This is a genomic window from Actinomadura pelletieri DSM 43383 (genome assembly GCF_003634705.1).
Taxonomy (GTDB): domain Bacteria; phylum Actinomycetota; class Actinomycetes; order Streptosporangiales; family Streptosporangiaceae; genus Spirillospora; species Spirillospora pelletieri.
The window spans coordinates 1206107-1227823 of record NZ_RBWU01000001.1 but is presented as its reverse complement, the minus strand read 5'-3'; the positions used below and the strand labels follow the sequence as shown (position 1 = coordinate 1227823).

Here is a 21717-nt window from a genome sequence, read left to right as displayed (position 1 = left end):
GCCTTTCTCAGAACGGAGCGGTCACGGCGTAGGCGGCGCGGAGCCGGTCGGCGAGACGCGCCACCACCGATCCCGGCGGCGCGACCTGCGAAAGGTCGACGCGGGTGCGCGGTGGCGGTGGAACGTCCTCGGGGTCGGACTCGCGTTCCACATAGGTTGCCATCGTCAGGCTCCGGACGGCCGCGGGGACCGGGCCGCACAGTTCCTCGAACCGCGTTCGGGCCTGCTCGACGGTCGGCCTGTGTCGCGGGTCGTACGCGAGCATCGCGGTGACCGGGTCGGCGAACGCGTCCGGCAGGCCGGTGACGTCGGGCGGCACGTCCGGGGAGACGATCTTCGCCAGCAGTGCGGGGGCGGTGTCGGCCCGGTAGGGGTAGTGGCCGGTCAGCGCGTGGAGGAGCGTCGCGCCGAGCGCGTGCACGTCCGCCGCCGCGGTGATCCGCTTCGGGGTGAGGGCCTGTTCGGGCGCCATGCACACCAGGGTGCCGAGCGTCGCCGCGGACGTCGTCAGATCGCTGGGGCCCTCCGCGAACGCGACCAGCCCCAGGTCGATGACCATGGGGCCGTCCCGTCCGAGGATCACGTTGCCGGGTTTCAGGTCGCGGTGCAGGAGCCCGGCCGCGTGGACGTCGCGCAGCGCGTCGGCGAGGAGCACACCGAGCGCGGCCGCGTATTCGGCCTGGAGTGGGCCCCGCTCGTTGACGAACTTCTTGAGGGTGAGTCCGCGGATGAACTCCATCGCGAGCCATGGCTGTTCTTCGTCCGCTTCGGACGCGTCGACCAGTGACGCGATGTGGGGGCCCTGGACGGTGCGGAGCGCCTCCGTCTCGCGGGCGAAGCGTTCCCGTACCTCGTCCCGGTCGATCAGGTCGCCTCGGATCACCTTTACGGCGACCTGTTCGTGGTCGTCGGTGACACCGTAGTAAACGCGTCCCATCCCGCCGAAACCGAGCCGCCCGCGCAGGGTGATCCGGTCGCCGATCCGTTGGGGATCAGATCGGTCCAGGGACTCCACTCTTCACCCGCCCCCCGTTCGTTGGTCATCCAGCAGGGTATGCGGGAAGGGATGAGTTCGACCGGTGGACGGCCACATCCGGCGACTTCAGTGGGTGGGCTCCCACCATTCGAGGTTGGCGGGGGCCTGGGCGGACGGTTCGATGGTCTCCCAGGCTTCGGCGATCAGGTCGTTGTCGAGGCGCAGGATGTCCACGACCGTGACCTGCGGGCCGTCGTCGGGGAGGGTGCGGCGGGTGTGCAGGACTACGTGGTCGCCGTCGGCGAGGATGTGGTTTATTTCGACTTTCATGTCGGCGATGTTTTCCCAGGACGCTCGGATGGCGGCGAGCCATTCAGTTTTCGTCCTTGTGAGGCCGTCCGGGCGGTGGTGGAGGAAGTCGTCGCTCAAGGCCGGGGCGAGCGCTTCGGCGTCGCCGGTCTCGAGGAGCTTCGACAATGCGCGTTGGATGAGTTCCTTCTTGTCAGTGCTCATGGACGCAGTGTTTCCCCTGGCCGTGGGACTTGTCGATGAAATCCCATTTCATGGCGGTCGGCTGCACGATGAGTAGGCTCGTTCGACGTGGACACGGTCGGGGAGTTGTTGCGGCACTGGCGGCATCGGCGGCGGATCAGTCAGCTTGATCTCGCCATCGCGGCGGATGTCTCGGCGCGTCATGTCAGCCTGGTCGAGACGGGGAAGTCCAATCCGAGCGCCGAGATGATCCTCAGGCTCGCCGGGCAGCTCGATGTGCCGCTGCGGGAGCGTAACCGGATGCTCCTCGCCGGTGGGTTCGCTCCCCGGTATCCCGAGCGTGCCCTTGACGATGGGGCCCTGGCGGCGGCCCGGGACGCGGTCGCGCGGGTGCTTCGGGCACATGAGCCGTATCCGGCGCTGGTCTTCGATCGGCGGTGGAACATCGTGATGACGAACCGGGCCTTTGAGCCGTTCTTCGCGGTCGCCGATCCGGAGCTGCTGCGTCCGCCTGTCAATCTCATCCGGCTCGGGCTGGATCCGCGCGGGCTCGCGCCGCTGGTCGTCAACCTGGGCGACGCGCGGGCGGTGTTTCGTGCTCGGGTCTCGCGTCAGCTTGCCACGGCTCCCGATCCTGAGTTGACGGCGCTGTACGAGGAGCTTCTGGCGCCGGGATCCGAAGATTCTTCTGACGTGGATTTCGATGTGCTGATTCCGATGATCATCCGCTTTGAGGGACGGGAGCTGCGGATGTTCTCGACCATCACCACCTTCGGGACCCCGTTGGACATCACTTTGGACGAGGTCGCGATCGAGTCCTACTACCCGGCGGACGCCGAGACCGCCTCCTATTTCACCGATCGCTAGGCGCCCGCGGCGGTTCGGCGGGTGTGGACATGGGTGGTCGTCTGCGTTAGCTTGGCCAAGTGGACAGTGCGGTTGGACAGAGCGGACGGCCAAGTAGCGCCGCGCAGGGTGCCGCCACACGGGCGGCGATCTTGGAGGCGGCGGCCGCGCTGATCGCTGATCTGGGGTGGGGGCAGGTCACCACGCGGGCCATCGCGGCGCGGGCCGGAGTGCCGCACGGGGCGGTCAACTACCACTTCCAGGGGAAGGACGATCTGCTACGGCAGGCGGCCATCGCCGGGACGCTCAGGGCCTTGTCGGGGCCGCTGTCGATCGCGCAGCAGGCGGGCAGTCTCCAGGAGGTCCTCGACGGTGTTCTCACCTGGTTCACCGCGGGCGCGATCAACGATCCCTCGGTGGCGCTGTTGTTGGAGACCGCGCGCCAGTCGACCCGTGACCCGCTTCTGCGCGAGCCCATCGCCGGCAAACTGCGGGACTTCCGGGCGACGCTGACCGAACTCGTCCAGCGGGGCCAGGAGCAGGGGGACGTCAACACGGATCCGTCCGCCGCAGGGACGGCGACGATGGTCGCGGCGCTCCTCGACGGGATGCTGCTGCACCTGCTCCTCGACCCCGAACTCGACCTGTCGGAAACGGCCGACGCCATTCGCACCCTCTTGAGAGGCCGATGATGCGACAACGACGCTGGGGCACCTTAATGGCCGAACACCGGCGAGCGGTGATCGGCGTCTGGGTCGTGCTGCTGATCGCGTGCGCGGTCAGCTTTCCGTTTCTCTTCAAGCAGCTGAAGTCGCCCAATTACGGCGTGGACGGGGCGCCGTCCACACAGGCCTCTGAACTGGTGGAGCGCTATTTCGTCGGTCAGGGCGACGAGCAGGACGTCATCGTCTTCGACAGTAGGCAGGGGCGGATCAGCGACCCGGCGCAGAAGGCGACCGTCCAGAAGGTCGTGGCGCAGGCCCGTAAGGAAACCGGCGTCGTCACCGTCATCGGGCCGTTCGACCCGCAGGCCAAGGGGCAGGTGTCCCCTGACGGGCGCGCCGCGATGGCGGTCGTGGGGCTCGCGGGCGACGCACGGCAGCGTCCCACCCGGGCCGCAGATTTGCAGGACGCCATCGACAAGGTGGACGGGAACGGGGTGTCCGCCTATCTGACCGGTTACTCCCCGATCACCAACGACCAGACGGTCGTGCAGAGCGCCGACTCCGAGCGCGCCGAATCGGTGGGCATGCCGATCGCGTTCGTGGTGATGGTGCTCGCGTTCGGGGCGGTCGCCGCCGCGGCTCTGCCGTTGCTGCTGGCGGCGGCGGGGCTGATCCTCACGTTCGGCGTCATGTACCTGCTGTCGTTCCAGTTCACCTTCGACATCTTCCTGCTCACGATCGTCACGATGATCGGGACGGGCATCGGCATCGACTACTCGATGTTCATCGTCAGCCGGTTCCGGGAGGAACTCGCCAAGCGCGGGGTCGTCCGGGGCGGTGAGCGGCGGCCCGACGCGGTCGCGGAGGCCGCAGGTGCCGCGATCGCGACCTCCGGGCGGACGATCCTGTTCTCCGGAGTCGTCGTCGCGATCTCGGTGTGCTCGCTGTTCATCATGGAGGCCCCGGTGTTCCGGGAGATCTCCACCGGTGTGCTGCTCTCCGTGATCTGCACCCTCGCCGCCGCGTTGACCCTGCTGCCCGCCGTCCTCGCGGCGCTCGGCCCGCGTGTCGACGCCTGGTCGCTGCCCGAGCGGTGGCGTCCCGCGGACGTCCGGCCGGACGCCGAGGCCGGGCGCAGTCCGTGGGCCCGCTGGGCTCATCTGGTGATGCGGCGGCCCATCCTGTTCGGCGCGGTCTCCATCGCGATCCTGGTGGCCGCCGCGCTTCCCGTGACGGGCCTGAAGTACGGCATCGACCTCGGCACCGCGTCTCTGGAGGGCCGTCCGACCGCTAAGGCGCAGGCGATCCTCGAACGCTCCTTCAGCCCCGGGGCCGTCTCGCCGGTGCAGATCGTCGTGACCGGGCCGGACGGGGGGCCGCTGGACGCCGCCGGACGGCAGGCCGCCGGGAAGGTGGCGACCCTGGTCGGCCAAGACCGCCGGGTCGCGAACGTCGAAGTGCTGCCCGGTTCTGGTCGGATGCTGGTCAACGCCATCCCTGCCGTGCCGATCGACTCCAGCGCGGCTGAGGATCTCGTCAGGGACATCAGGAGCGACATCGCCCCGCAGGCGGCGGGGCAGCAGGTGCTGGTGGGCGGCGCCACGGCCACGTTCGTCGACCTATCCGAGGAGACGACGGAGAAACTCCCCTACGTCATGGGGCTGGTGCTCGCCCTGTCCCTGCTGTTCCTGATCGTGGTGTTCCGCAGCATCGTGCTGCCGATCAAGGCGATCGTGATGAACCTGCTCGCCACGGGCGCGGCGGTGGGTCTCACGGTCGCGGTGTTCCAGCACGGGTTCGGGGAGAGCCTGCTGGGCTTCGAGAGCACCGGGTTCCTGCAGGTGTACCTGCCGATCACCGTGTTCGTCCTGCTGTTCGGCCTGTCGATGGACTACGAGGTCTTCCTGATCCGGCGGATGCGGGAGGCGTGGGACGACGGGCACGACAACGCGACCGCCGTCGCGGTCGGGATCGAGCACACGGCCCGTCCCATCGCCGCGGCAGCCGCGATCATGGTCGCGGTGTTCGGCGGGTTTCTCACCGCCGGGACCTTGGAGTTGAAGGAGTTCGGTCTCGCGCTGTCCGTCGCCATCGCGCTGGACGCGACCCTGGTCCGGCTGGTGCTGGTCCCCGCCATGATGAAGCTCTTCGGTGACTGGAACTGGTGGCTGCCCCGCAGGCTCGGCGGGCGGGCGCCCCAGGCCAGGGAGGCACGGGCGGGCGCCGCGACCGGCCCTTCGCTCGCCGGCGGGCACGACGGAACCTGAGCCATTTCCACGAGGTGCGGGCGCCCAGCCCCCGGGGCGCCCGCACCGCCCCTCCTCGGAAGGTGTTGGATGCATTCCTCGGCCCGAACGGTGATCTGTGATGAGGCGTTGCGGCTCTATGCCGCCAACGGCCCCGACAATGTCAGCCTCCGCCAGGTCGCGGCGGCGGCGGACGTCTCACCGAGCCTGGTCATCCACCATTTCGGCGGTAAGGCGGGGCTCCGCGAGGCGGTGAACGAACGCACCACCGCCGCGTTACAGCGGTTCGCGGAGAACGTCACGTCCCCGGGGCCGGGCGAGGCGGCCGGCCCCGGGGACGGCGATTTTCTGCCCCGGTTGCTGGTCGGTTTCCTTCCCGTGGACTCCCCGCTCACGGACTACCTGTGCAGACAGTTGATGAGCGACGACCAGGGGGGACACCGGACGTTCCGGTGCTGGCTCGAACTGAATCTCGCCCGGCTCGACGCCTCACTTTCCGAGAGGGACAGGACGCTCCGCGCGGCATGGCTCACCGTCAACCAGTTGGGCGTCCTGCTGCTGCGGCACCATCTCCGCAGGCTCCTGGGCCGTGATCCGCTCGACCCCGAGAGCGCGGCGCGCTGGGCCGAGATGAGCGCGGGCGCCTACCGTACGGGTCAAGGGCCCGACCGGACGGGGGCGCCCAAGGAGTCACAGGGTCCGGAACGCGGCCGTGGCGGGGCGGCGTGGTGACGCGGGGAACCGGGCGGACGGGCGGCCGAGTCGCGCCACGAAGAACACGCGTCCGGGAGTGGCGAACGTGCGTTGAAGGGCGCGGCGCACGTCCTCATGCTGGATCACGATGCTGATCGGGTGGAGCACCAGGCCGGCGCGGGTGGCGTCCAGCCAGTAGTCGGCGAGGGCCCCGGCCGCCGACAGCGTCTCGGGCGGATCGGGGTCCCTGACCGGCAGGCTCATCAGGACGACGACCGGTGTCTGCTGGACGACCGCCGCGAGTTGACCGGCGAGGAAGCGCGGATAGCCGATGCGGCTCAGCGCGGTCATCGCGGCCGGGGCGAGGGCGAGGCGTCTGAGCCACCGGTCGTGCGGTGGCAGCGGCCCGAACAGGTGGTCGAGGGCGAACCCGTCGCCGCGCGCCGACGCGTCGTCGACGCTCGACCGGATGAACGAGTGCGTTTCGCGCCATGCGTCGCCGTGGGCGAAGTCCCGGCCGCCGTGGCGGGCGACGAAGCGGACGAAACGGTGGCGGTCCGGCCAGGAGTGCAGGTGTCGGACGACGACCGGCAGTCGCCCCTCGTCCCGTTGCCGGGCGCGGCGGGCCAGGTCGGTGAGCAGCGTCCGATCCACCGGGGCGGAGTCGAACGGGGCCCGGTTGGTGTGGCGGCGCCGTGCGAGGGTGCGGAGGTCGCCGAGTGTCTCCGGCGGCTCCCCGCCCGGACGGAACTCGGCGACACACAGCGGCTCCCAGGTGTCCGGGAGCCACACGTCGAACAGGGCCGCTGCCTGCGGCGACGCCTCGGAGCGGACGAGCGTCCATCCCTGTGCCTCCAGGGCGCGGTGGAGCAGACGCCAGTACAGGCCGCAGCTCAGTTCCATCTCGAGGGCGTGGGCGGGCAGGGCGCCTAGGCGGCGTTCGCGGTCGATGGCGAGCACGAGGAACGCGCTCTCGGGTGCCGGTTCCGCCCGTGCCCCCCCGGCGAGGATCGTGGCCGCCGCTCGGCGCGCAGGTGCGCTTTCCAGCCATGCGACGCACCAGGGCTGGCAGTTGTGGGACGACGGGCTCAGCACGGCGACGTCCAACGCCTCGTGCAGGGCGTCACCGAACGCCGGGGCGGCGGTGCGCGGGGATGTGCGCGAGGTCATCGGTCCCTCCGTTCGCCCGGTGACGCGGCGGTTCACCGGTCAGCGGTCGATGTCGGGTGGGAGCAGGAACGGGTACGTCCGGCGCCGGATCCGGTTGTGCCAGAACCGGTCGGCCTTGCGCAGCCGCTGGATCAGCTCCCACATCCGCGCGTCCTCCCGGTAGTACGCGGCCACCTCAGCCTCGGTGATGGGGGTGTCCAGCCGTTCGGCGGCCTGGGCGAGGAAGCCGGGGACCAGGTCGTCGAGGCCCTCCTTGTGCAGGTTGCCGAGGAAGTCCAGCACCACCCCACGGGTCGAGTAGAACTTGTCGAAGATCGATTTGGACATGGTGATGCGGACGATGTCGCGCAGCGCCCACGGCAGCGAGGTGAAGAACAGCTTCACGTCCAGCAGTTCCCGGGCGCGGCCGTTCCGCATCAGGGGCGTGGTGACGTCGAGGTACACCAGGTCGCCGTCGACGTCGGTCCAGTTGGACGCCTGCGCGTCGAGTCCGAGGTCGGGCGCGACCGCACGGTCGACCGTGTCGAGGAACCTCTTGAAGTAGCCGCGCGCCCATTCCTCGCCCTCGGTGTGCAGCAGTTTCGAGCACAGGCGTTCGCCCGGCAGTTCCCGCTGCACGCAATAGGCCACGACACGGCCGGAGGGCCGGGTGTGGTGCCACAACCTCGTCTCGGCCACCGTCACGCCGCGTTCGCCGAGCCGGGCCAGGTAGGCGTCCAGCAGTGCGCGGTACCGGTCGAACCTCGCCCGGGTCGGGAAGACCGGCAGGCGCTTACAGGCGAACGACCCGGTGTCCGTGTCGAGCCGGAGAACGAGCGTGACCTCCCCGTACCCGAGGACGTCGAGGGCGGAGTCGTCGGTGGTGGCCAGCGCCCGCTGGACCTCGCACTCCAGCCGTCTCAGCTCCCCGTCCGGAACGGCGAACGACATGGCGCGGCCTCAGGCTTCCCCGGCGGAACCGTCGTCGGCGCCGCGGGACGCCTTCAGGCGGACGACCAGGGCGACCACGGTCAGGAGGGCGGCGATGGTGAAGACACGGCGAAGGCTCATGCTGTTCTCCCTTGTGCGTGCGGTTGGACGAGCTATCGGACGAGCTATCGGACAGGGCTGCGGTGCCGGTCGGCACCGGTGAAGACGAGGACGGCGTTCTGTCCGCCGAACCCGAACGAGTGGCTGACGGCGACGTCGATGTCGCGTTTGCGGGGTTTCCCGGCCACGATGTCGATGTCGATCCCGGGGCCGGGCACTTCGTGGTTGGCGGTCGGCGGCACCAACGCGTGTTCGATCGAAAGGACCGTGAGCGCCGCCTCGATCGCGCCCGCGGCGCCGAGCGTGTGCCCGAGGACGCCCTTGGCGGACGTCACGGCGGGCTTCTCGCCGAACAGCCGACCGATGACACCGGCCTCGGCCGCGTCGTTGAGCGGTGTCGAGGTGCCGTGCGCGTTGACATGGTCGACGTCGGCGGGCGTCGCATCGGCCTCGGCGAGGGCGTTCAAGACCGCGCGTTCGACGTGGGTGCCCTCGGGGTCGGGCGCGGTCATGTGGTGCGCGTCGGCGGAGGCCCCGTATCCGGCGAGCCGGGCGCGGATCCGCGCGCCCCGGGCCCGCGCGTCGGCCGCGCGTTCCAGGACGAGGATGCCGCTGCCCTCGCCGATGACGAAGCCGTCCCGGTCGGCGTCGAACGGGCGGGACGCCGCGGCGGGCTCGGCGACCCGCCGGGACAGGGCGCCCATCTGCGTGAACCCGGTGACCAGCAGCGGGTTGACCGGGGCCTCGGTGCCGCCGGCGAGGACGATGTCGCAGTCGCCCCGCTCCAGCAGCCGCATCGCGACGCCGATCGCGGTGGCGCCGGACGCGCACGCGGTCGCGGTGACGAAGTTCGGGCCGGTCGCGCCGAACTCCATGGCGAGGTGACCGGCGACCATGTTGGGCGCGATCAGCGGGATCAGCAGCGCCGACACCGCCTGCGGGCCCTGGTTCAGCAGCCGTTCGTGCTGCCGGGTCGACGAGTGGTAGCCGCCGGCGCCGTTGCCGACGACGATCGCGACCCGCGCGCCGTCCCAGGTGGACGGGTCGAGTCCGGCGTCCGCGACGGCCTCCCGGGCGGCCGGGAACGCGAGCTGGGCGTGCCGGTCCTGGGTGAGGGAGCTGCGGCGGCCGACATGCTCGGCGGGCGAGAAGCCGGGCACGACACAGGAGAAGTCGACGGGCAGGCCTGCCAGGCCGGGGTCGGTGGCCGCCGTCGAGCGGGCCGCGCACACCCCGTCCCAGGTCTCGGACGTTCCGATGCCCGCGGCCGTGACCAGGCCGATTCCGGTGACGGCGATGTCGGCGCGACCGGCGGCCGTCTGCGGGCCCCTCATCGCGATCCTTCCGTTCGGGTGTCGTCGGCGGTGGGGCCGTCGAGACTCGGCCACCGAAGGGTGACCGAACCCCACGCGAGCCCCCCGCCGAACGCGGTCAGCAGCACCCGGTCGCCGGGTCGTAGCGTCCCGGCCGTGTGGGCCTGGTCGAGCAGGAGGGGGATCGACGCGGCGGCGGTGTTGCCCACCTCGGCGATGTTGCTCAGCGCGCGTTCCCGGGGCAGGCCGAGTTCGTCGGCGAGATGGTCGATGATCCGTTGGTTGGCCTGGTGGCAGACCAGGTGGTCGAGGTCCTCCAGCCGCCAGCCGGCCCGGTTCAGCGCCGTCTCCGACGACTGGGCCATCTGCTGGACGGCACGCCAGAACACCGACTTCCCGGCCATGGTGAAGTACTGGTCGCGGGGATCGGGTTCGACGCCGGACAGCCGCTGCCGCGACCCGCCCGCCCGGACGGTGATGAGGTCGGTGCCGCCGCCGTCGCTGCCGAGGTCGAACGGCCCGAGGGCGCCGGGTTCGTCGGGTTCGCCGGAGCGCAGCACCACGGCGCCCGCGCCGTCCCCGAAGATGACCGAGGTGGTCCGGTCGTCCGGGTCGAGGATGGCGGAGAACGCGTCGGCGCCGATCACCAGCACGCGGCTCGCGATGCCGGCGCTGATCAGGCCGGCGCCGGCGGCGAGCCCGTAGACGAAGCCGCTGCACACCGCCGCGACGTCGAACGCCGCCGCGGACCACAGTCCGAGCCGGGTCGCGACATCGGGTGCCGTCGCCGGGCACGGACGGTCCGGGGTGGTGGTCGCGAGGACCACCGCGTCGGCCGGGCCGCCGCCCGCGGACTTCAGCGCGCGGGCGCCGGCCTCGACCGCGAGGTCGGAGACGGCCGTGCCCGGGGACGTGAAGTGCCGGCGGCGGACCCCGGTGCGGGTGCGGATCCACTCGTCGGAGCTGTCGAGCCGCTCCGCGAGCTCGTCGTTCTCCACCGCCCGTGGTGGAAGCCAACTGCCGACCCCTGTCACGATCGCGGTTCCCATCGGGACACCTCCTGCCGGATCGCCGGGCTGTCTGGACGGTTCCCACCCTGCTGGGCGCCGCTGACCGTGCCGCTGACGGGCCGCTGACGAGCGACTGACGCGTTCCAACGGCGGGTGGGATCGTCGCGAATCAGCCCGCCGCGGCCGTCTCCCGGCGGAACCTCAGTACCGCGTCCGACGACTCGAGCGTCGGATGCTGGCCGAGGATGTGCCCGTACATGCGCCGCAGGGACCTGCCGGGCTGGACGCCGAGTTCCTCGTCCAGCTTCATGCGGGTCCGGTGGAACAGGTGCATGGCCTCCGACTGCCGGCCCCCTCGGTAGAGCGCGAGCATCAGCAGCTCGCACAGCGACTCCCGGGTGGGATGGGACGCCACGAGCCGCTGCATCTCGGCGATGGCCGGCCGTTCCTCGCCGAGCAGCAGGTGCGCGCTCACCAGGTCCTCCCAGGCGGCGAGCCGCCGCTCCTCCAGGAGCGCCGCGGCGCCCCGGCACCGCCGTCCGTCCCGGGTGTGCAGCAGCGCCGGGCCGCTCCACAGCGCGAGGGCGGCCTGCAACAGTTCACACGCCTGTCTGGGATCGTCGGCGAGGAGCGCCCCTGCCCGCGCGGTGAGGTCGAGGAAGCGGTTGCCGTCCACGAAAGCGCGGGGGATGTCCAGGACGTAGCCGTTGTAGACGGCGCGCAGCGGCAGTTCGGCGCCGGGGTCCGTCACGCAGTGGCCGAGGATCCTTCTGATCCGGGTCGCGTGCGCCTGGAGGGCGTTGCGGGGATTCCGGAGAAGCTCTCCCGGCCATAGTTCTTCGGTGAGTTCGTCGTGGGAGACCGTTCGACCGGCCTCCAGAGCGAGTGTGGCGAGCATGGCGCGCACCTTGCCGGCCCGCAGTTCGGTGCGCCTTCCCTGGACGACGATGCAAACCGTGCCGAGCAGATCGACGCCCATACCGTTACCCCGGATCGGACCGATCCCCCGACCGGATTTCGTGCCCCATGAATCAACAGCCATTGTGACCCTCTGCGTCAGACGAAAACGCATTCTTGGCATAACGGTGTGCGGGGAGCGATCTTCAATCACCCCGTCATCCAGAAACTCCCCGTAAAGACCGAACAACTGTTCAGTGAGCAAGTCTTACAGAGGAGCGTCCATTCCGCTATCCACCAGTGGGCCATTCTGGTCTCAACACCGCCGACGTCGGAGCGGCCGGACTCGTCCTTTCGTTGAGCGAGTCCAGCCGCCGTCTCAACGCCGGGTGGGGTCAGGTCCGCGCATATCCGGGTTCGAGTCGCTCGCCGGCGGTCTCGTCGATCACCGCGGCCATCTTCGAGAAGTCCGCGACGAGCCGTTGGAAGGCCTCGGTCCGCATGTCCCGCTCGAACTCGGGGACGCTGCTCACTCGGATCACCTCGGCGTAGCGTCCCGCGTCCTCACCGGACACGCGCAGCACGTCGAAGGCCAGGACGCTCGGCAGTTCGGGGCAGGTCGCGTAGTCGACGTTCCGTACCCACGCCTCGAACTCGGCGGGATCGGTGCCCGGGTGCAGGCGGATGGCGTGCACGATGATCTCCACGGTGGCCGTCCTCTCAGCGCCGGGCGGGTCGGCGGCGGCCGATCCCCAGGGCGCGGGCGATGTTGTTCTTCTGGATCTCGTTGGTGCCGGAGAAGATGCGCGCCGGGAGGGCGTCCCGGAGCAGGGCGCCCGCGTCGCCCTCCAGCACGCCGCCGGAGCCGCGCACCTGGACGGCGTCGAGGCCGAGTTTGACCGCGGCCTCGCTCACCGCGAGCTTCGCCAGCGCCGACGGGACGTCGCAGTCCTCACCGGCCGCGAGGCGGCGGGCCGCGTCCAGGAGCAGCAGCCGCGCCGACTCCAGGCTCAGCACCATGTCCACGATGCGGTGGCTGACCGCCTGGAACCGCCCGATCGGGGACCCGAACTGTTCACGCTCGGAGGCGAAGGTGAGGGTGTCGTCCAGGACGCGGCGCATCGCGCCCAGGTAGATGGCGAACAGGCAGGTGCGCTCCCATTTCATCGATCCGGTGAACACGGTGGCGCCGGATCCCTCCGCGCCGAGGACGCTGTCGGCGGGGACGATGCAGTTCTCGAAGTAGACGTCTGCGGTCGGAGAGCCGCGCAGGCCGGTCTTCTCGTAGGGGCGGCCCACCCGTAGGCCCGGTGTCGTCGCGTCCACGATGAAGGACGTCAGGCCGAAGAATCCTCCGGAGGGACGGGTGGCGGCCTGGACGACGAAGACGTCCGCGACGGGCGCGTTCGTCGTGAAGCACTTGCCGCCGTCCAGGACGTAGTGGTCGCCCTTCCGCTCCGCCCGGGTGGACAGGTTCAGGGAGTCGGAACCGGCGCCGGGTTCGGTGACGCCGTGGGCGGCGACTTTTTCGCCCGAGCACAGGTCGGGCAGCCAGCGCCGCTTCTGGTCGTCGGTGCCGAACTCCACGATCGGCATCAGGCACGCGAACAGGTGCGCCGCGACGGAGAAGGCGAAACCGGTGTCGGTGCACCCCTCGCCGAGGGCCTCCATGAGGACCGCCGCGGACTCGGCGTCCAGGCCGCTGCCGCCGTACTCGGCCGGTACCGTCGCGCCGGTCAGGCCCTGCCTGCCGGCAAGGCGCCAGCGTGCGCGGAAGCGGTCGGCGTGGGCGGCGTCGGCTGCGTCGCCTACGTCGCCTACGTCGCCATGCTCCTGCGGCGCCAGGTCGCGGTGGGCGAAGGCGAGTACGGTCTCGCGCATCTCGGCCAGTTCGGGAGAGAGTCGCAGGTTCATCCGGATCCGTCCTCGTACTCCTCGACGAGCAGGTGATAGTTGATGCCGCCGGTGCCGAACGAGCTGACCCCGGCCCGGCGGGGCCGTCCGGGCACGGCGGGCCATGGCTCGGGCGCGGTCGGCAGCCGGGCCGGGATGTCGTCCAGCGGAAGGTCGGCGGCGGGGGTGCGCAGGTTCGCGTTGGGCGGGAAGGTGCGGGCCCGCATGCTGAGCAGTGCCTTGAGCAGGCCTGCGGCGCCCGCGGCGGCGAAGGTGTGACCGAAGAACGACTTCGCCGAGCCGATCACGAGCGGTTGCGGACGGCCCGGCTTGGCGTACACCTCGACCGTCGCGGAGATCTCGGCCCGGTCGCCGACCCGGGTGCCGGTTCCGTGCGCCTCCAGGTAGTCCACGGCGGACGGGTCGAACTCGACCTGCTCGAACGCCTGCCGCATCGCCCGGACCTGGCCGTCGACGTCCGGCGCGATCAGCGATCTGGCGTCGTTGGAACCGCCGATGCCGCGCAGCAACCCGAAGATCGGGTCGTCGTCCCGTACCGCGTCGGACAGGCGTTTGAGCAGGAACAGCGCGCATCCGTCGCCGGGGCTGAACCCGTCGGCGGCGGTGTCGAACGGGGTGATCCTGGTGTGCGACAGGAGCCCGAGCGCCGAGCACAGCACCAGGTCGCGCGGATGGCAGACGATCTCGGCTCCACCGGCGAGGGCGTAATCGACGTCCCCGGACCGCAGTGCGCCGACGGCGACGTCGAGGGCCGCCAGCGAGGACGCGCAGGCCGCCTCGACCGCGACGGGCACGGCGGACAGCCGGTACTCCCCCGCGACCAGCGCGGCGACACCGCCTGCCAGGCAGCCGTCCAGGTCAACGGGCGTCAGCGGGTCGTCCGATGTGCGGAAGCGGGCCCGGACGCAGTCGAGCAGCCGGGCGCGGGCGCGGTCGGAGAGGGGCGCCAGGGCGGGGAGGTCGGCGGCGATCGCGTCCAGTTCCGTCGCCTGGCGGTCGGCGTTGAGCCGCCGGGTTCGGGTGAGGCCGAGGTTGCTGCCGATGGCCACCATGCCGCGGTGTCCGGTCAGGTTGTCGGCATGTCCGTGGCGGGTGAGGGTCTCGGCGGCCACCGCGAGGGCCACCCGCTGGGCGGCGTCCATGGCCCTGTACCTGCGCGGGGTGATGCGGAGGCCGTCCGGGGGTTCGTCGGGCGCCGCCATGTAGGCGCCGAGGTCGGTGTAGCAGTGGGTGAGGCTGGCGTCGTTCGCTCGGTGGTACAGCTCGCGGTCGAGGACGTCGTCGGGCAGGGGTTCGATGCGGTCCACGCCGGAGTGCACGACCCGCCAGAAGCCCGGGGCGTCGGACGCGTCGGCGAAGCGTCCGCCGTAGCCGACCACGGCGATCGGCTCGGGGTGGGTCGTGTCGACGGCTCCGCGTGATGGTCGTCCAGCAGCTGTCGCCTTCGGTCCGCGTGAGTCGTGTTCTTCCAGGAGGAGGTGGCAGAGCGCGCCCGTCAGTGAGGCTCCGCAGACGGCGGCGCGGCGCGGTTCCCCGCCCGGCTCGGCGGGCCAGGGCTCAAGCGTCCGGGCCGATCGGAAGGTCGGGGTGAGGTCGGTGGTCGGTCGGTGTGGGGGGATGCGGCGGTGGTAGAGGGCCAGCGCGGCCTTGGCGACACCGGCGAGGCCCGCGTTGGCGAAGGTGTGGCCGGGGAACGTCCCGGGCGCGCCGAGCGTCACCGAACGGGCCGGGACGCCGTCGAACAGGCGGGTGAGGGCGTTCAGTTCGGCCTTCGCGGCGGCGGGCGGGCCGCTCGCCGCGCGTTCCACGTACCGGACGGACCCCGGCTCCACCCCGGCCGCGTCATGGCAGGCGCGGGCGACGCGATGGCGGCGTTCGCCGGACGTCGAGTAGCGCAACGTCCCGGGCCGGGAGTCCTGCTCCAGGGCGCAGCCGAGGATCGAGGCGTAGACGCGGTCCCCGTCGTGGACGGCCGAGGACCGCCGTTTCAACAGCAGGGCCCCGACCCCCTCGGCGACGTCGGCGGGCAGCCCCTTGGCGGCGAGCGCGTCCGCGAACAGCGGGCTCTCCCACCGTTGTCCGGTGAGCACGAGCGCGGCGTCGCAGCGGTCGCCGCGCAGGGCGTTGACCGCGTGCGCGAGCGCCGCGAACGACGTCGCGTCCGCCGACTCCAGCGTGAACGTCCGGCCGCGCAGCCGGAACGCACCGGCGATCCGGGCCGGGATCGTGCTCGCCATCTCCCCGACCCGGTCGTGCGGGGACGCGCCGAGCCGCTCGGGCAACAGCGCCCGCATTTCCTCCGCCGCGCGCCGTCCGGTCTCACGGGCGTGCTCGCCGAACAGCGCGGGCACCTCGTCCGCCAGGTCCCGGGCGTACCGGGAACCCTCGATGCGGAGGGCGTTGGCGTACTGGCGGTCGAGGCCGAAGCAGATCCCGGCGATGACGTCGGTCCGGTCGGTGCCGAGCGGACGCCCGGTGTATCCGGCGTCGGTCAGGCACTGCCGGGCCGCCTCCAGCATGAGCACCTGCATACGGGACATCGACCGCCGCTGCACCGGCGGGATGCGGTAGCGCGCCACATCGACGCGCACATCGTCCAGCGTGGACGGAACGGACGCCGGCGGGTCCCCGCACAGCCGCCAGTAGTCACCGGCACCGCGAGCCCCCGGATACAGGCACGCGATGCCGATGACGGCGATGGGTTCTGGCACGGGCCGTCACACCTTCGCCGTGCCCTCTGCGGCGGGCTCCTTGGCCGTCCGGCGAGCGCGGCCGGTGGCGGGAGCCTTTCCGTTGCCCGCCGCGGGGGTCTCGCTCTCACCGGCCTCACCGGCGCCGGCCTCGGTGATGCCCGCCTCCTTGCGCAGCTGGTCACGCATGACCACGTACTTGGCGTTCAGCTCGTCGACCGCGACGAAACGGTTGACGCCCCGGCCGCTGACCCTGGGTTCGATCCGGGAGACGACGTTCATGTCCTGGACCTCCTGGACGCGCTTCTGCGCGAACAGCGCGAGCTTCGGCACGATCCGCCGCAGGGACGGCAGCCGCAGCACCGGCGCCATGTGCGAGTCCTCGTACCAGCGGAACAGCACCTGGGTGTTGTCGTCGTCGACGGGCGTGATCCAGACCGTGACGTCGAACGGCTCGGCGTGGATGTGCACCATCCCCGGGAAGGTGAAGGTGACCGTCATGGTCGCCTCGTTCGTCGGGTCGCCCTCGCCGACGAGCCGGAACGAGTGCCGCAGCGTCATTCCGTCCACTTCCAGGTGGCTGTCCTCGACCTTGGTCAGCGCGAGGTAGCGGCGGCGGCCGTCCAGGCCGAGCTTCTTCGGCGTGCCGGCCCAGCCGATGTAGTCCAGGACGTTGAACCAGTGGTCCCGGTGGACGACGGGCACGTGGTAGAAGTCCAGGAGGCTCTCGATGTAGCGGGTGTAGTGCACGGGCTGCTGCCAGGCGCCCGTCGCGTGGACGTCGGAGCGGTCGGCGACCTCGGGCGGCACCTGGATGTCGGGGAGGTCCTCGCGGTCGTCCCCCCACCACAGGAAGATCAGCCCGTGGCGTTCCCGGACGGGATAGGTCTCCAGCCGCATCGACTTCGGGATCCGGCCGTTCGTGCCCAGGCAGGGCGCGAGGGTGCAGCTCCCGTCGGCGGCGAACCGGAAGTCGTGGTACGGGCAGCCGAGGGTGTCGCCGCGCAGCCGACCGTCCGCCATGTTCGCGCCCTTGTGCGGGCAGCGCGCCGACTGGCAGATGAGCCGTCCGGCGGTGTCCCGCCACAGGACCAGCTCCATGCCGAGGCGCCGCGCTCCGGTGGGCCGCCTGGTGCCGACGTCCTCGGACCGGAGGATGGCGTACCACTGGTTGGGGATCATCCGTTCTTCCTTTCGTCGGTCTCGACGACCTCGACCACGCCCCGGTCGCCGTCCACCATGACGAGGTCACCGGTCTTGATCATTTGGGTGGCGTGCTTGCTGTTGACCACCGAGGGGACGCGGAACTCGCGGGACACGATCGAGCTGTGCGACAGCATCGAGCCGATGTCGGTGACGACCGCGCCGGCGATGGCGAACAGCGGTGTCCACGAGGCGTCGGTGAACCGGGTCACCAGCACCTCGCCGACCTGGAACTCGTCGGCCTGCCAGACGAGGTCCTCGATGATCCGGGCCCGGCCGACGATCCGGCCGGGGCTCGCTCCTAGGCCTTCCAGCCGGACGCCGTCCGGTGCCGGGCGGACGGCCCGGGTGACGTCCCACTCGCCGACGAAGCTGAGCGGCGGTTCCGGCAGCCGGGCGTACGCGCGGAACGTGCGCCGGGCCTCCTCCAGCTTCGCGCGGGAGAACACCCGGCGCGGGTCACGGTCACTCGACAGGTACTCGAGGACGTCGGCGAAGTCGAGGTCGGCGACCTCGTCCAGCGACCGCAGCACCCCGGCCTCGACGAGCCGGCGGCCGACCTCGTAGACGACGCGGCGCACCAGCCAGATCGAGGTGATCATCGACATGCGGGTGAGTTCCCGCAGCCGGCTGCACGTCTCGTACAGGGACATGACCTTCTCGATCGTGCGGCGCTTCGGCGCGGCCAGGCGGTTCAGCGCCGACGCCGCCTCGTCCTCCCGGGGGTCGTGGGCGCGGTCGAGGACCTCGTCGATGGAGAAGCCCTCCTCGGCGTACCGCCGGATCATCTGGAACACGTACGACGGGTCGTCGATCCAGCGGGGATGGGTCAGCTCCATCTCCTGGTGGCCCCGGGTGCCGTTCTCCCGCAGGAACGGGACCATGTGGCCGTCCCAGAAGGCGCGTCCGGCCTCGTCGGCGCGGAGCCGGGCGGACACGTCGTGCGCGGAACCGGCACGGATGATCTCCATGACGCGGGGGTCGCGCCGGGCGACCTGGGCGAGCGCCCAGATCTCGCGCGCCGACTCGACCGTCCGCAGGCTGGACATGTCGGTCTTGATGCGGTTGCGGAGGCTGGTGCCCTCCTGGCCGAGCCACGCGCCGCAGAGGGCTTCGAGGACGCCGTAGAAGCCGAACGCGTTCATGTAGTACGGCATGTAGCCCACGTGCATGTCGTAGAAGTAGGCGAGGCGCCGCTTCAGCTCCGCGTTCAACTCCGAGCGGTCGAGCCTGGTCAGGTCGATGCCCTGGGCACGGTCGAACTCGTAGAAGCGCGACCGGACCATCCGCCGGGCGCGTTTCTTCATCGTCCGTAGTTCCGTGATGGACGTCTTCAGCCAGAACCGGGTCGCCAGCGCCTCCTCACGTGGGCCGCCGGGCCAGGTGCCGAAGGGGTTCTCGTAGGCGTCGAGGTCCACCTCCTCGCTGGCGAAGCGGCTGGTGAAACGGCTCTGGTCGCGGGTGGGGAGGCACTGGCCCAGCAGGTGGGCCGTGTAGGAGATGTTCAGATAGACGTGTCCTTGCAGGTAGCCCATGTGCCGCGACATGTCGCCCGGGTCGCGGACGCCGGTGGACCGGGCGCAGCCGCGGTGCACGTTGTGCTGGTAGTACTGCGCGAACGACTGGCCGAGCGGCGACATCACGCCGGTGAAGATCTCGCCGATGTCCATGCGGGACCACAGCGTTCCCGTGCGGATCGCGTCGGGCTGCGGGCCCACGTAGGGGCTCGTCGGCCGGTCGCGGACGGGCGTGGTCGTGATCGGCCGGCTCTGGAGCAGGTACGGCGTGCCGTCGCGCATGGCCCACTCGATGTCCTGCTCGGCGCCGTAGTGGTCGCGGACCCGGACGGCCAGCGCCGCGAGGTTGGCGAGCTGGTCGGGTGTCAGGCAGGGGACGTTGCGCGCGGCGGCGTCCACCTTGACGAGGCCGACCGTCCCCGGCACGACCGGCGCGCACTTGGTGACCTTGTACCGGATCTGCTGGTCCACGACCCGGGGGCCGTCGGGGTCGAGGAGGAAGAAGTCGGACGTGACCTTGCCCGCCACCAGGCCCTCGCCGAGTCCCCAGCAGCCCTCCACGACGAACCGGTCGGCACGGCCGCTGACCGGGTCGCGGGTGAACAGGACGCCGCCGGTGTCGGCGTGCACCATCTGCTGGACGACCACGGCGATCGACCCGGCGTGCGCGGCGTCGCGGTAGGCGGCGGCGCGGTCGGTCCACAGCGACGCCCAGCACACCTTGACGGCGTCGAGCAGGGCGGCGTCCCCGGCGACGTCGAGCACCGTGTCGTGCTGGCCCGCGAACGAGTGGGACTCGGAGTCCTCGGCGGTCGCCGAGGAGCGGACGGCGACGCGCGGCCGGCCGAGGTCCGCGTAGGCGTCCAGGAGGGCGGTCGCGATGCTCGCGGGGACGTCGGTCGCGATGATCTTCTCGCGCAGTTCGGCGGGGGCGGTTCCGGCGATGCGGGTGTCCAGTCCTGTTTCCTTGAGGAACCGCTCGAACAGGTCGGTCGTCAGGCAGAACGCGGGCGGCACCGGAAGGCCGGCGCGCAGGAGTTCGTCCAGCCGGATCGCCTTGCCGCCGAGCAGTTCGGCGGGCGGCGGGTCGCCCGCGCCGAGCACGACGATCTCCCTGGTCGCGGTGGCGGACGCGTGTGCGGCGGAGGTCGTGGTCGACATCAGATGAGCTCCTCAACGTCGGTGCCGTGTTCCGGGTCCCGGTGGGTGCCGACGAAGGCGCGGAACTCCCCGCCCGGGATGAGGCGGCGCTCCCGCACGCTGGTGAAGCCCGCGCTTTGCAGCTGGTCGACGAGTTCGGCGGCGTCCGGCAGCGGTCCGCCGAAGTCGGCGCACGAGAACCACAGGTCGAGCACCTCCATGCCGACGGGGCCGCCCCGGCACGGCGTGGTGAGCAGGAGCCTGCCGCCGGGGGCCAGCAGCGACCGGACGCGCTCCAGCACCTTCACCCGCTCGTCGGTGGGGAAGTAGTAGATGTTGTTGTGCATCGTCACCAGGTCGAAGACCGGTTCCATGTCGAGGTCGCGGACGTCCGCCCGGCGGACGTCGACACGGTCGGCGAGCCCCCAGGCGGCCATGTTCGCGGCGGCCTCAGCGGCGACGTCGTCCTGAAGGTCGATCGCGAGGGCGGTGAGCCGCGGGTTCAGCAGCGCGGCGTGCCGCGCGTAGACGCCGCTGCCACACCCGACCTCCAGCAGCCGTCTCGGTTCGTGCCGCTCCACGACGAGGTCGACGGCCTCTTCCACGAACGGCCGCACGACCTGGGTGGAGCGGGCGATGACCGCGCCGTCCTGGTCGCGCAGGGTCAGCCGTTTGCCGCCGCGCGCTATGGCCGGGGCCTCCAGCAGGACCGGCAGGTGGAACCGCGTGACCTCCTCCAGCGCGGCGGCGATGGCGTCGTTGCGGGAACGGCCGAGCGCCTTGGCGGCCCGGCCGCGCAGCTTGTAGCAGCCGTCGTCGAAGCCGAGTTCGCCGAGCCGGACGCCGATGTCCAGCCAGGCGCGCAGCACGTCCCGGTCCTCCCGGACGTCGAGCGCGTTGGCGAGGGTGTCCAGGTCGCAGGGGCGGACGGCGAGGCGTTGCAGCACTCCGTTGCCGGCGGCCGCGGCGAGGAACGACGCCCGGTACACGGGCGTGACGAGTCCCCGGGCGAGCGACGCCAGCAGCGGAACCTGCCGGCTCCGAGCCAGTTTGGCCAGGGTCGCGACATTCATGGCAGAGTCCTCCGGGGATCGGTGGGCGCGGCGCCGCCTGCGGCGTGCCGTTCCAGTTCACGGTGGAGTTCGCGTAGGAGGGCCGGCCGTTCGGGGCCGGTCAGGTAGAAGTGGCCGCCCGGCAGGTGCCTGCGCAGCGTCGAGCCGTAGGTGTACTCCCGCCACTCGTCGACCTGGTCGGGAGGCGCGATCGGGTCGCCCTCGGCGGAGATGGCCGTGATCGGGCAGTCGAGTGGGCGGCGCGGCGTCCACCGGTAGGTCTCGCACGCGGCGAGGTCCGCTCGGAGCACGGGCATCCGGCGGGCGAACGGCGCGCCGCCCGCCTGCGGGTCGACACCGGCGCCGGTGAGGCCGCCGAGGTCGCGGACGAGGTCGAGCAGCGACTCGTCGGTCAGCTCCGCGCCCATTCCGACGCCGTAGAAGTGCGGTGCCCGGCTGCCGGACACGAACAGGTGGACGGGCTCGTCCGCGCCACGGGCGCGCAGCCCGCAGGCGACCTCGTAGGCGAGCAGCGCGCCCATGCTGTGCCCGAACAGCGCATAGCGGTCTGTGAGCCGTTCGGCGAGGAGTGCGGTGGCGATGTCGGCGGCGAGCGGCTCCAGTTCGCGGCGGAGCGGTTCTCCCAGGCGGAAGCTGCGGCCCGGTAGCAGCACCGGAACGATCTGCACGTGGGCGCCCAGGTGTTCGTGCCAGTCCCGGTAGACGGACGGGGTTCCGCCCGCGTGCGGGAAGCAGATCAGGCGCAGGTCGGTAGTGGCGTCGGCGGTCACTCCCGGGAACCAAGGCCCGCCCGGCGCGCGGACGGCGCCGGGGGGCGGCTCGGTGATCTGCGGTGCGGGCATG

Annotated in this window: 18 protein-coding genes; 4 read left to right on the top strand and 14 right to left on the bottom strand. The window is 71.3% G+C overall.

Features of this window, described 5'->3' with window-relative positions; translation table 11 throughout:
• Positions 1-7: 7 nt before the first annotated feature.
• Both BZB76_RS05575 and BZB76_RS05570 read right to left on the bottom strand, forming a co-directional pair.
• Positions 8-1015: a serine/threonine-protein kinase gene (locus BZB76_RS05575; protein ID WP_121433160.1), complete on the bottom strand. Its 1008-nt coding sequence runs from the start codon at positions 1013-1015 to the stop codon at positions 8-10.
• 87 nt (positions 1016-1102) lie between these two features.
• On the bottom strand, positions 1103-1489 hold the full coding sequence (locus tag BZB76_RS05570; protein ID WP_121433159.1) for a nuclear transport factor 2 family protein: 387 nt from the start codon (positions 1487-1489) through the stop codon (positions 1103-1105).
• Positions 1490-1576: 87 nt separating this feature from the next.
• Here BZB76_RS05570 and BZB76_RS05565 point away from each other — a divergent pair, with 87 nt between their 5' ends.
• The 4 genes from BZB76_RS05565 (at position 1577) to BZB76_RS05550 (ending at position 5957) form a co-directional block, all read left to right on the top strand.
• The gene (locus tag BZB76_RS05565) at positions 1577-2335 is read left to right on the top strand and encodes a helix-turn-helix domain-containing protein (protein ID WP_121433158.1); all 759 of its coding nucleotides are present in this window, start codon (positions 1577-1579) and stop codon (positions 2333-2335) included.
• Positions 2336-2394: 59 nt separating this feature from the next.
• Positions 2395-3006: a TetR/AcrR family transcriptional regulator gene (locus BZB76_RS05560; protein WP_121433157.1), complete on the top strand. Its 612-nt coding sequence runs from the start codon at positions 2395-2397 to the stop codon at positions 3004-3006.
• A 26-nt stretch (positions 3007-3032) separates the two neighbouring features.
• Positions 3033-5246, top strand: a complete 2214-nt coding sequence (locus BZB76_RS05555) for an MMPL family transporter (RefSeq protein ID WP_121433156.1) — start codon at positions 3033-3035, stop codon at positions 5244-5246.
• Positions 5247-5315: 69 nt separating this feature from the next.
• Complete coding sequence (locus BZB76_RS05550; protein WP_121433155.1) at positions 5316-5957, top strand: TetR/AcrR family transcriptional regulator; 642 nt, start codon at positions 5316-5318, stop codon at positions 5955-5957.
• Here BZB76_RS05550 and BZB76_RS05545 read toward each other — a convergent pair.
• From BZB76_RS05545 to BZB76_RS05490, 12 genes are all read right to left on the bottom strand, one after another.
• Positions 5916-7088 carry a RedV protein gene (locus tag BZB76_RS05545; RefSeq protein ID WP_147449336.1) on the bottom strand — a complete coding sequence of 391 codons (1173 nt, stop codon included), beginning with the start codon at positions 7086-7088 and terminating at the stop codon, positions 5916-5918. The two genes, BZB76_RS05550 and BZB76_RS05545, sit on opposite strands and share 42 nt — an antisense overlap.
• 39 nt (positions 7089-7127) lie before the next feature.
• Positions 7128-8018 carry a DUF6206 family protein gene (locus BZB76_RS05540; protein WP_121433153.1) on the bottom strand — a complete coding sequence of 297 codons (891 nt, stop codon included), beginning with the start codon at positions 8016-8018 and terminating at the stop codon, positions 7128-7130.
• Between the two features lie 164 nt (positions 8019-8182).
• Positions 8183-9451 carry a beta-ketoacyl-[acyl-carrier-protein] synthase family protein gene (locus BZB76_RS05535; RefSeq protein WP_121433152.1) on the bottom strand — a complete coding sequence of 423 codons (1269 nt, stop codon included), beginning with the start codon at positions 9449-9451 and terminating at the stop codon, positions 8183-8185.
• The gene (locus tag BZB76_RS05530) at positions 9448-10479 is read right to left on the bottom strand and encodes a beta-ketoacyl-ACP synthase III (protein WP_121433151.1); all 1032 of its coding nucleotides are present in this window, start codon (positions 10477-10479) and stop codon (positions 9448-9450) included. The genes BZB76_RS05535 and BZB76_RS05530 overlap by 4 nt, the downstream gene beginning before the upstream one ends.
• Before the next feature lie 130 nt (positions 10480-10609).
• The gene (locus BZB76_RS05525; protein WP_211342840.1) at positions 10610-11419 is read right to left on the bottom strand and encodes an AfsR/SARP family transcriptional regulator; all 810 of its coding nucleotides are present in this window, start codon (positions 11417-11419) and stop codon (positions 10610-10612) included.
• Between the two features lie 313 nt (positions 11420-11732).
• On the bottom strand, positions 11733-12044 hold the full coding sequence (locus BZB76_RS05520; protein WP_121433150.1) for a RedY protein: 312 nt from the start codon (positions 12042-12044) through the stop codon (positions 11733-11735).
• Between the two features lie 13 nt (positions 12045-12057).
• Positions 12058-13251, bottom strand: coding sequence for an L-prolyl-[peptidyl-carrier protein] dehydrogenase (gene redW, locus BZB76_RS05515; protein WP_121433149.1), 1194 nt, complete (start codon positions 13249-13251; stop codon positions 12058-12060).
• Positions 13248-15962, bottom strand: a complete 2715-nt coding sequence (locus tag BZB76_RS05510) for a beta-ketoacyl [acyl carrier protein] synthase domain-containing protein (protein ID WP_211342839.1) — start codon at positions 15960-15962, stop codon at positions 13248-13250. The genes redW and BZB76_RS05510 overlap by 4 nt, the downstream gene beginning before the upstream one ends.
• A 6-nt stretch (positions 15963-15968) precedes the next feature.
• Positions 15969-17123 carry an aromatic ring-hydroxylating oxygenase subunit alpha gene (locus BZB76_RS05505; protein WP_121433148.1) on the bottom strand — a complete coding sequence of 385 codons (1155 nt, stop codon included), beginning with the start codon at positions 17121-17123 and terminating at the stop codon, positions 15969-15971.
• Positions 17120-19822 (bottom strand): undecylprodigiosin ligase RedH, encoded by a 2703-nt coding sequence (gene redH, locus BZB76_RS05500; RefSeq protein WP_121433147.1) that lies wholly within the window; start codon positions 19820-19822, stop codon positions 17120-17122. Before redH ends, BZB76_RS05505 begins: the two co-directional genes overlap by 4 nt.
• The gene (locus BZB76_RS05495; RefSeq protein WP_121433146.1) at positions 19822-20874 is read right to left on the bottom strand and encodes an SAM-dependent methyltransferase; all 1053 of its coding nucleotides are present in this window, start codon (positions 20872-20874) and stop codon (positions 19822-19824) included. Before BZB76_RS05495 ends, redH begins: the two co-directional genes overlap by 1 nt.
• Positions 20871-21716: a thioesterase II family protein gene (locus BZB76_RS05490; RefSeq protein ID WP_121433145.1), complete on the bottom strand. Its 846-nt coding sequence runs from the start codon at positions 21714-21716 to the stop codon at positions 20871-20873. Before BZB76_RS05490 ends, BZB76_RS05495 begins: the two co-directional genes overlap by 4 nt.
• Between the last annotated feature and the right edge of the window lies 1 nt (position 21717).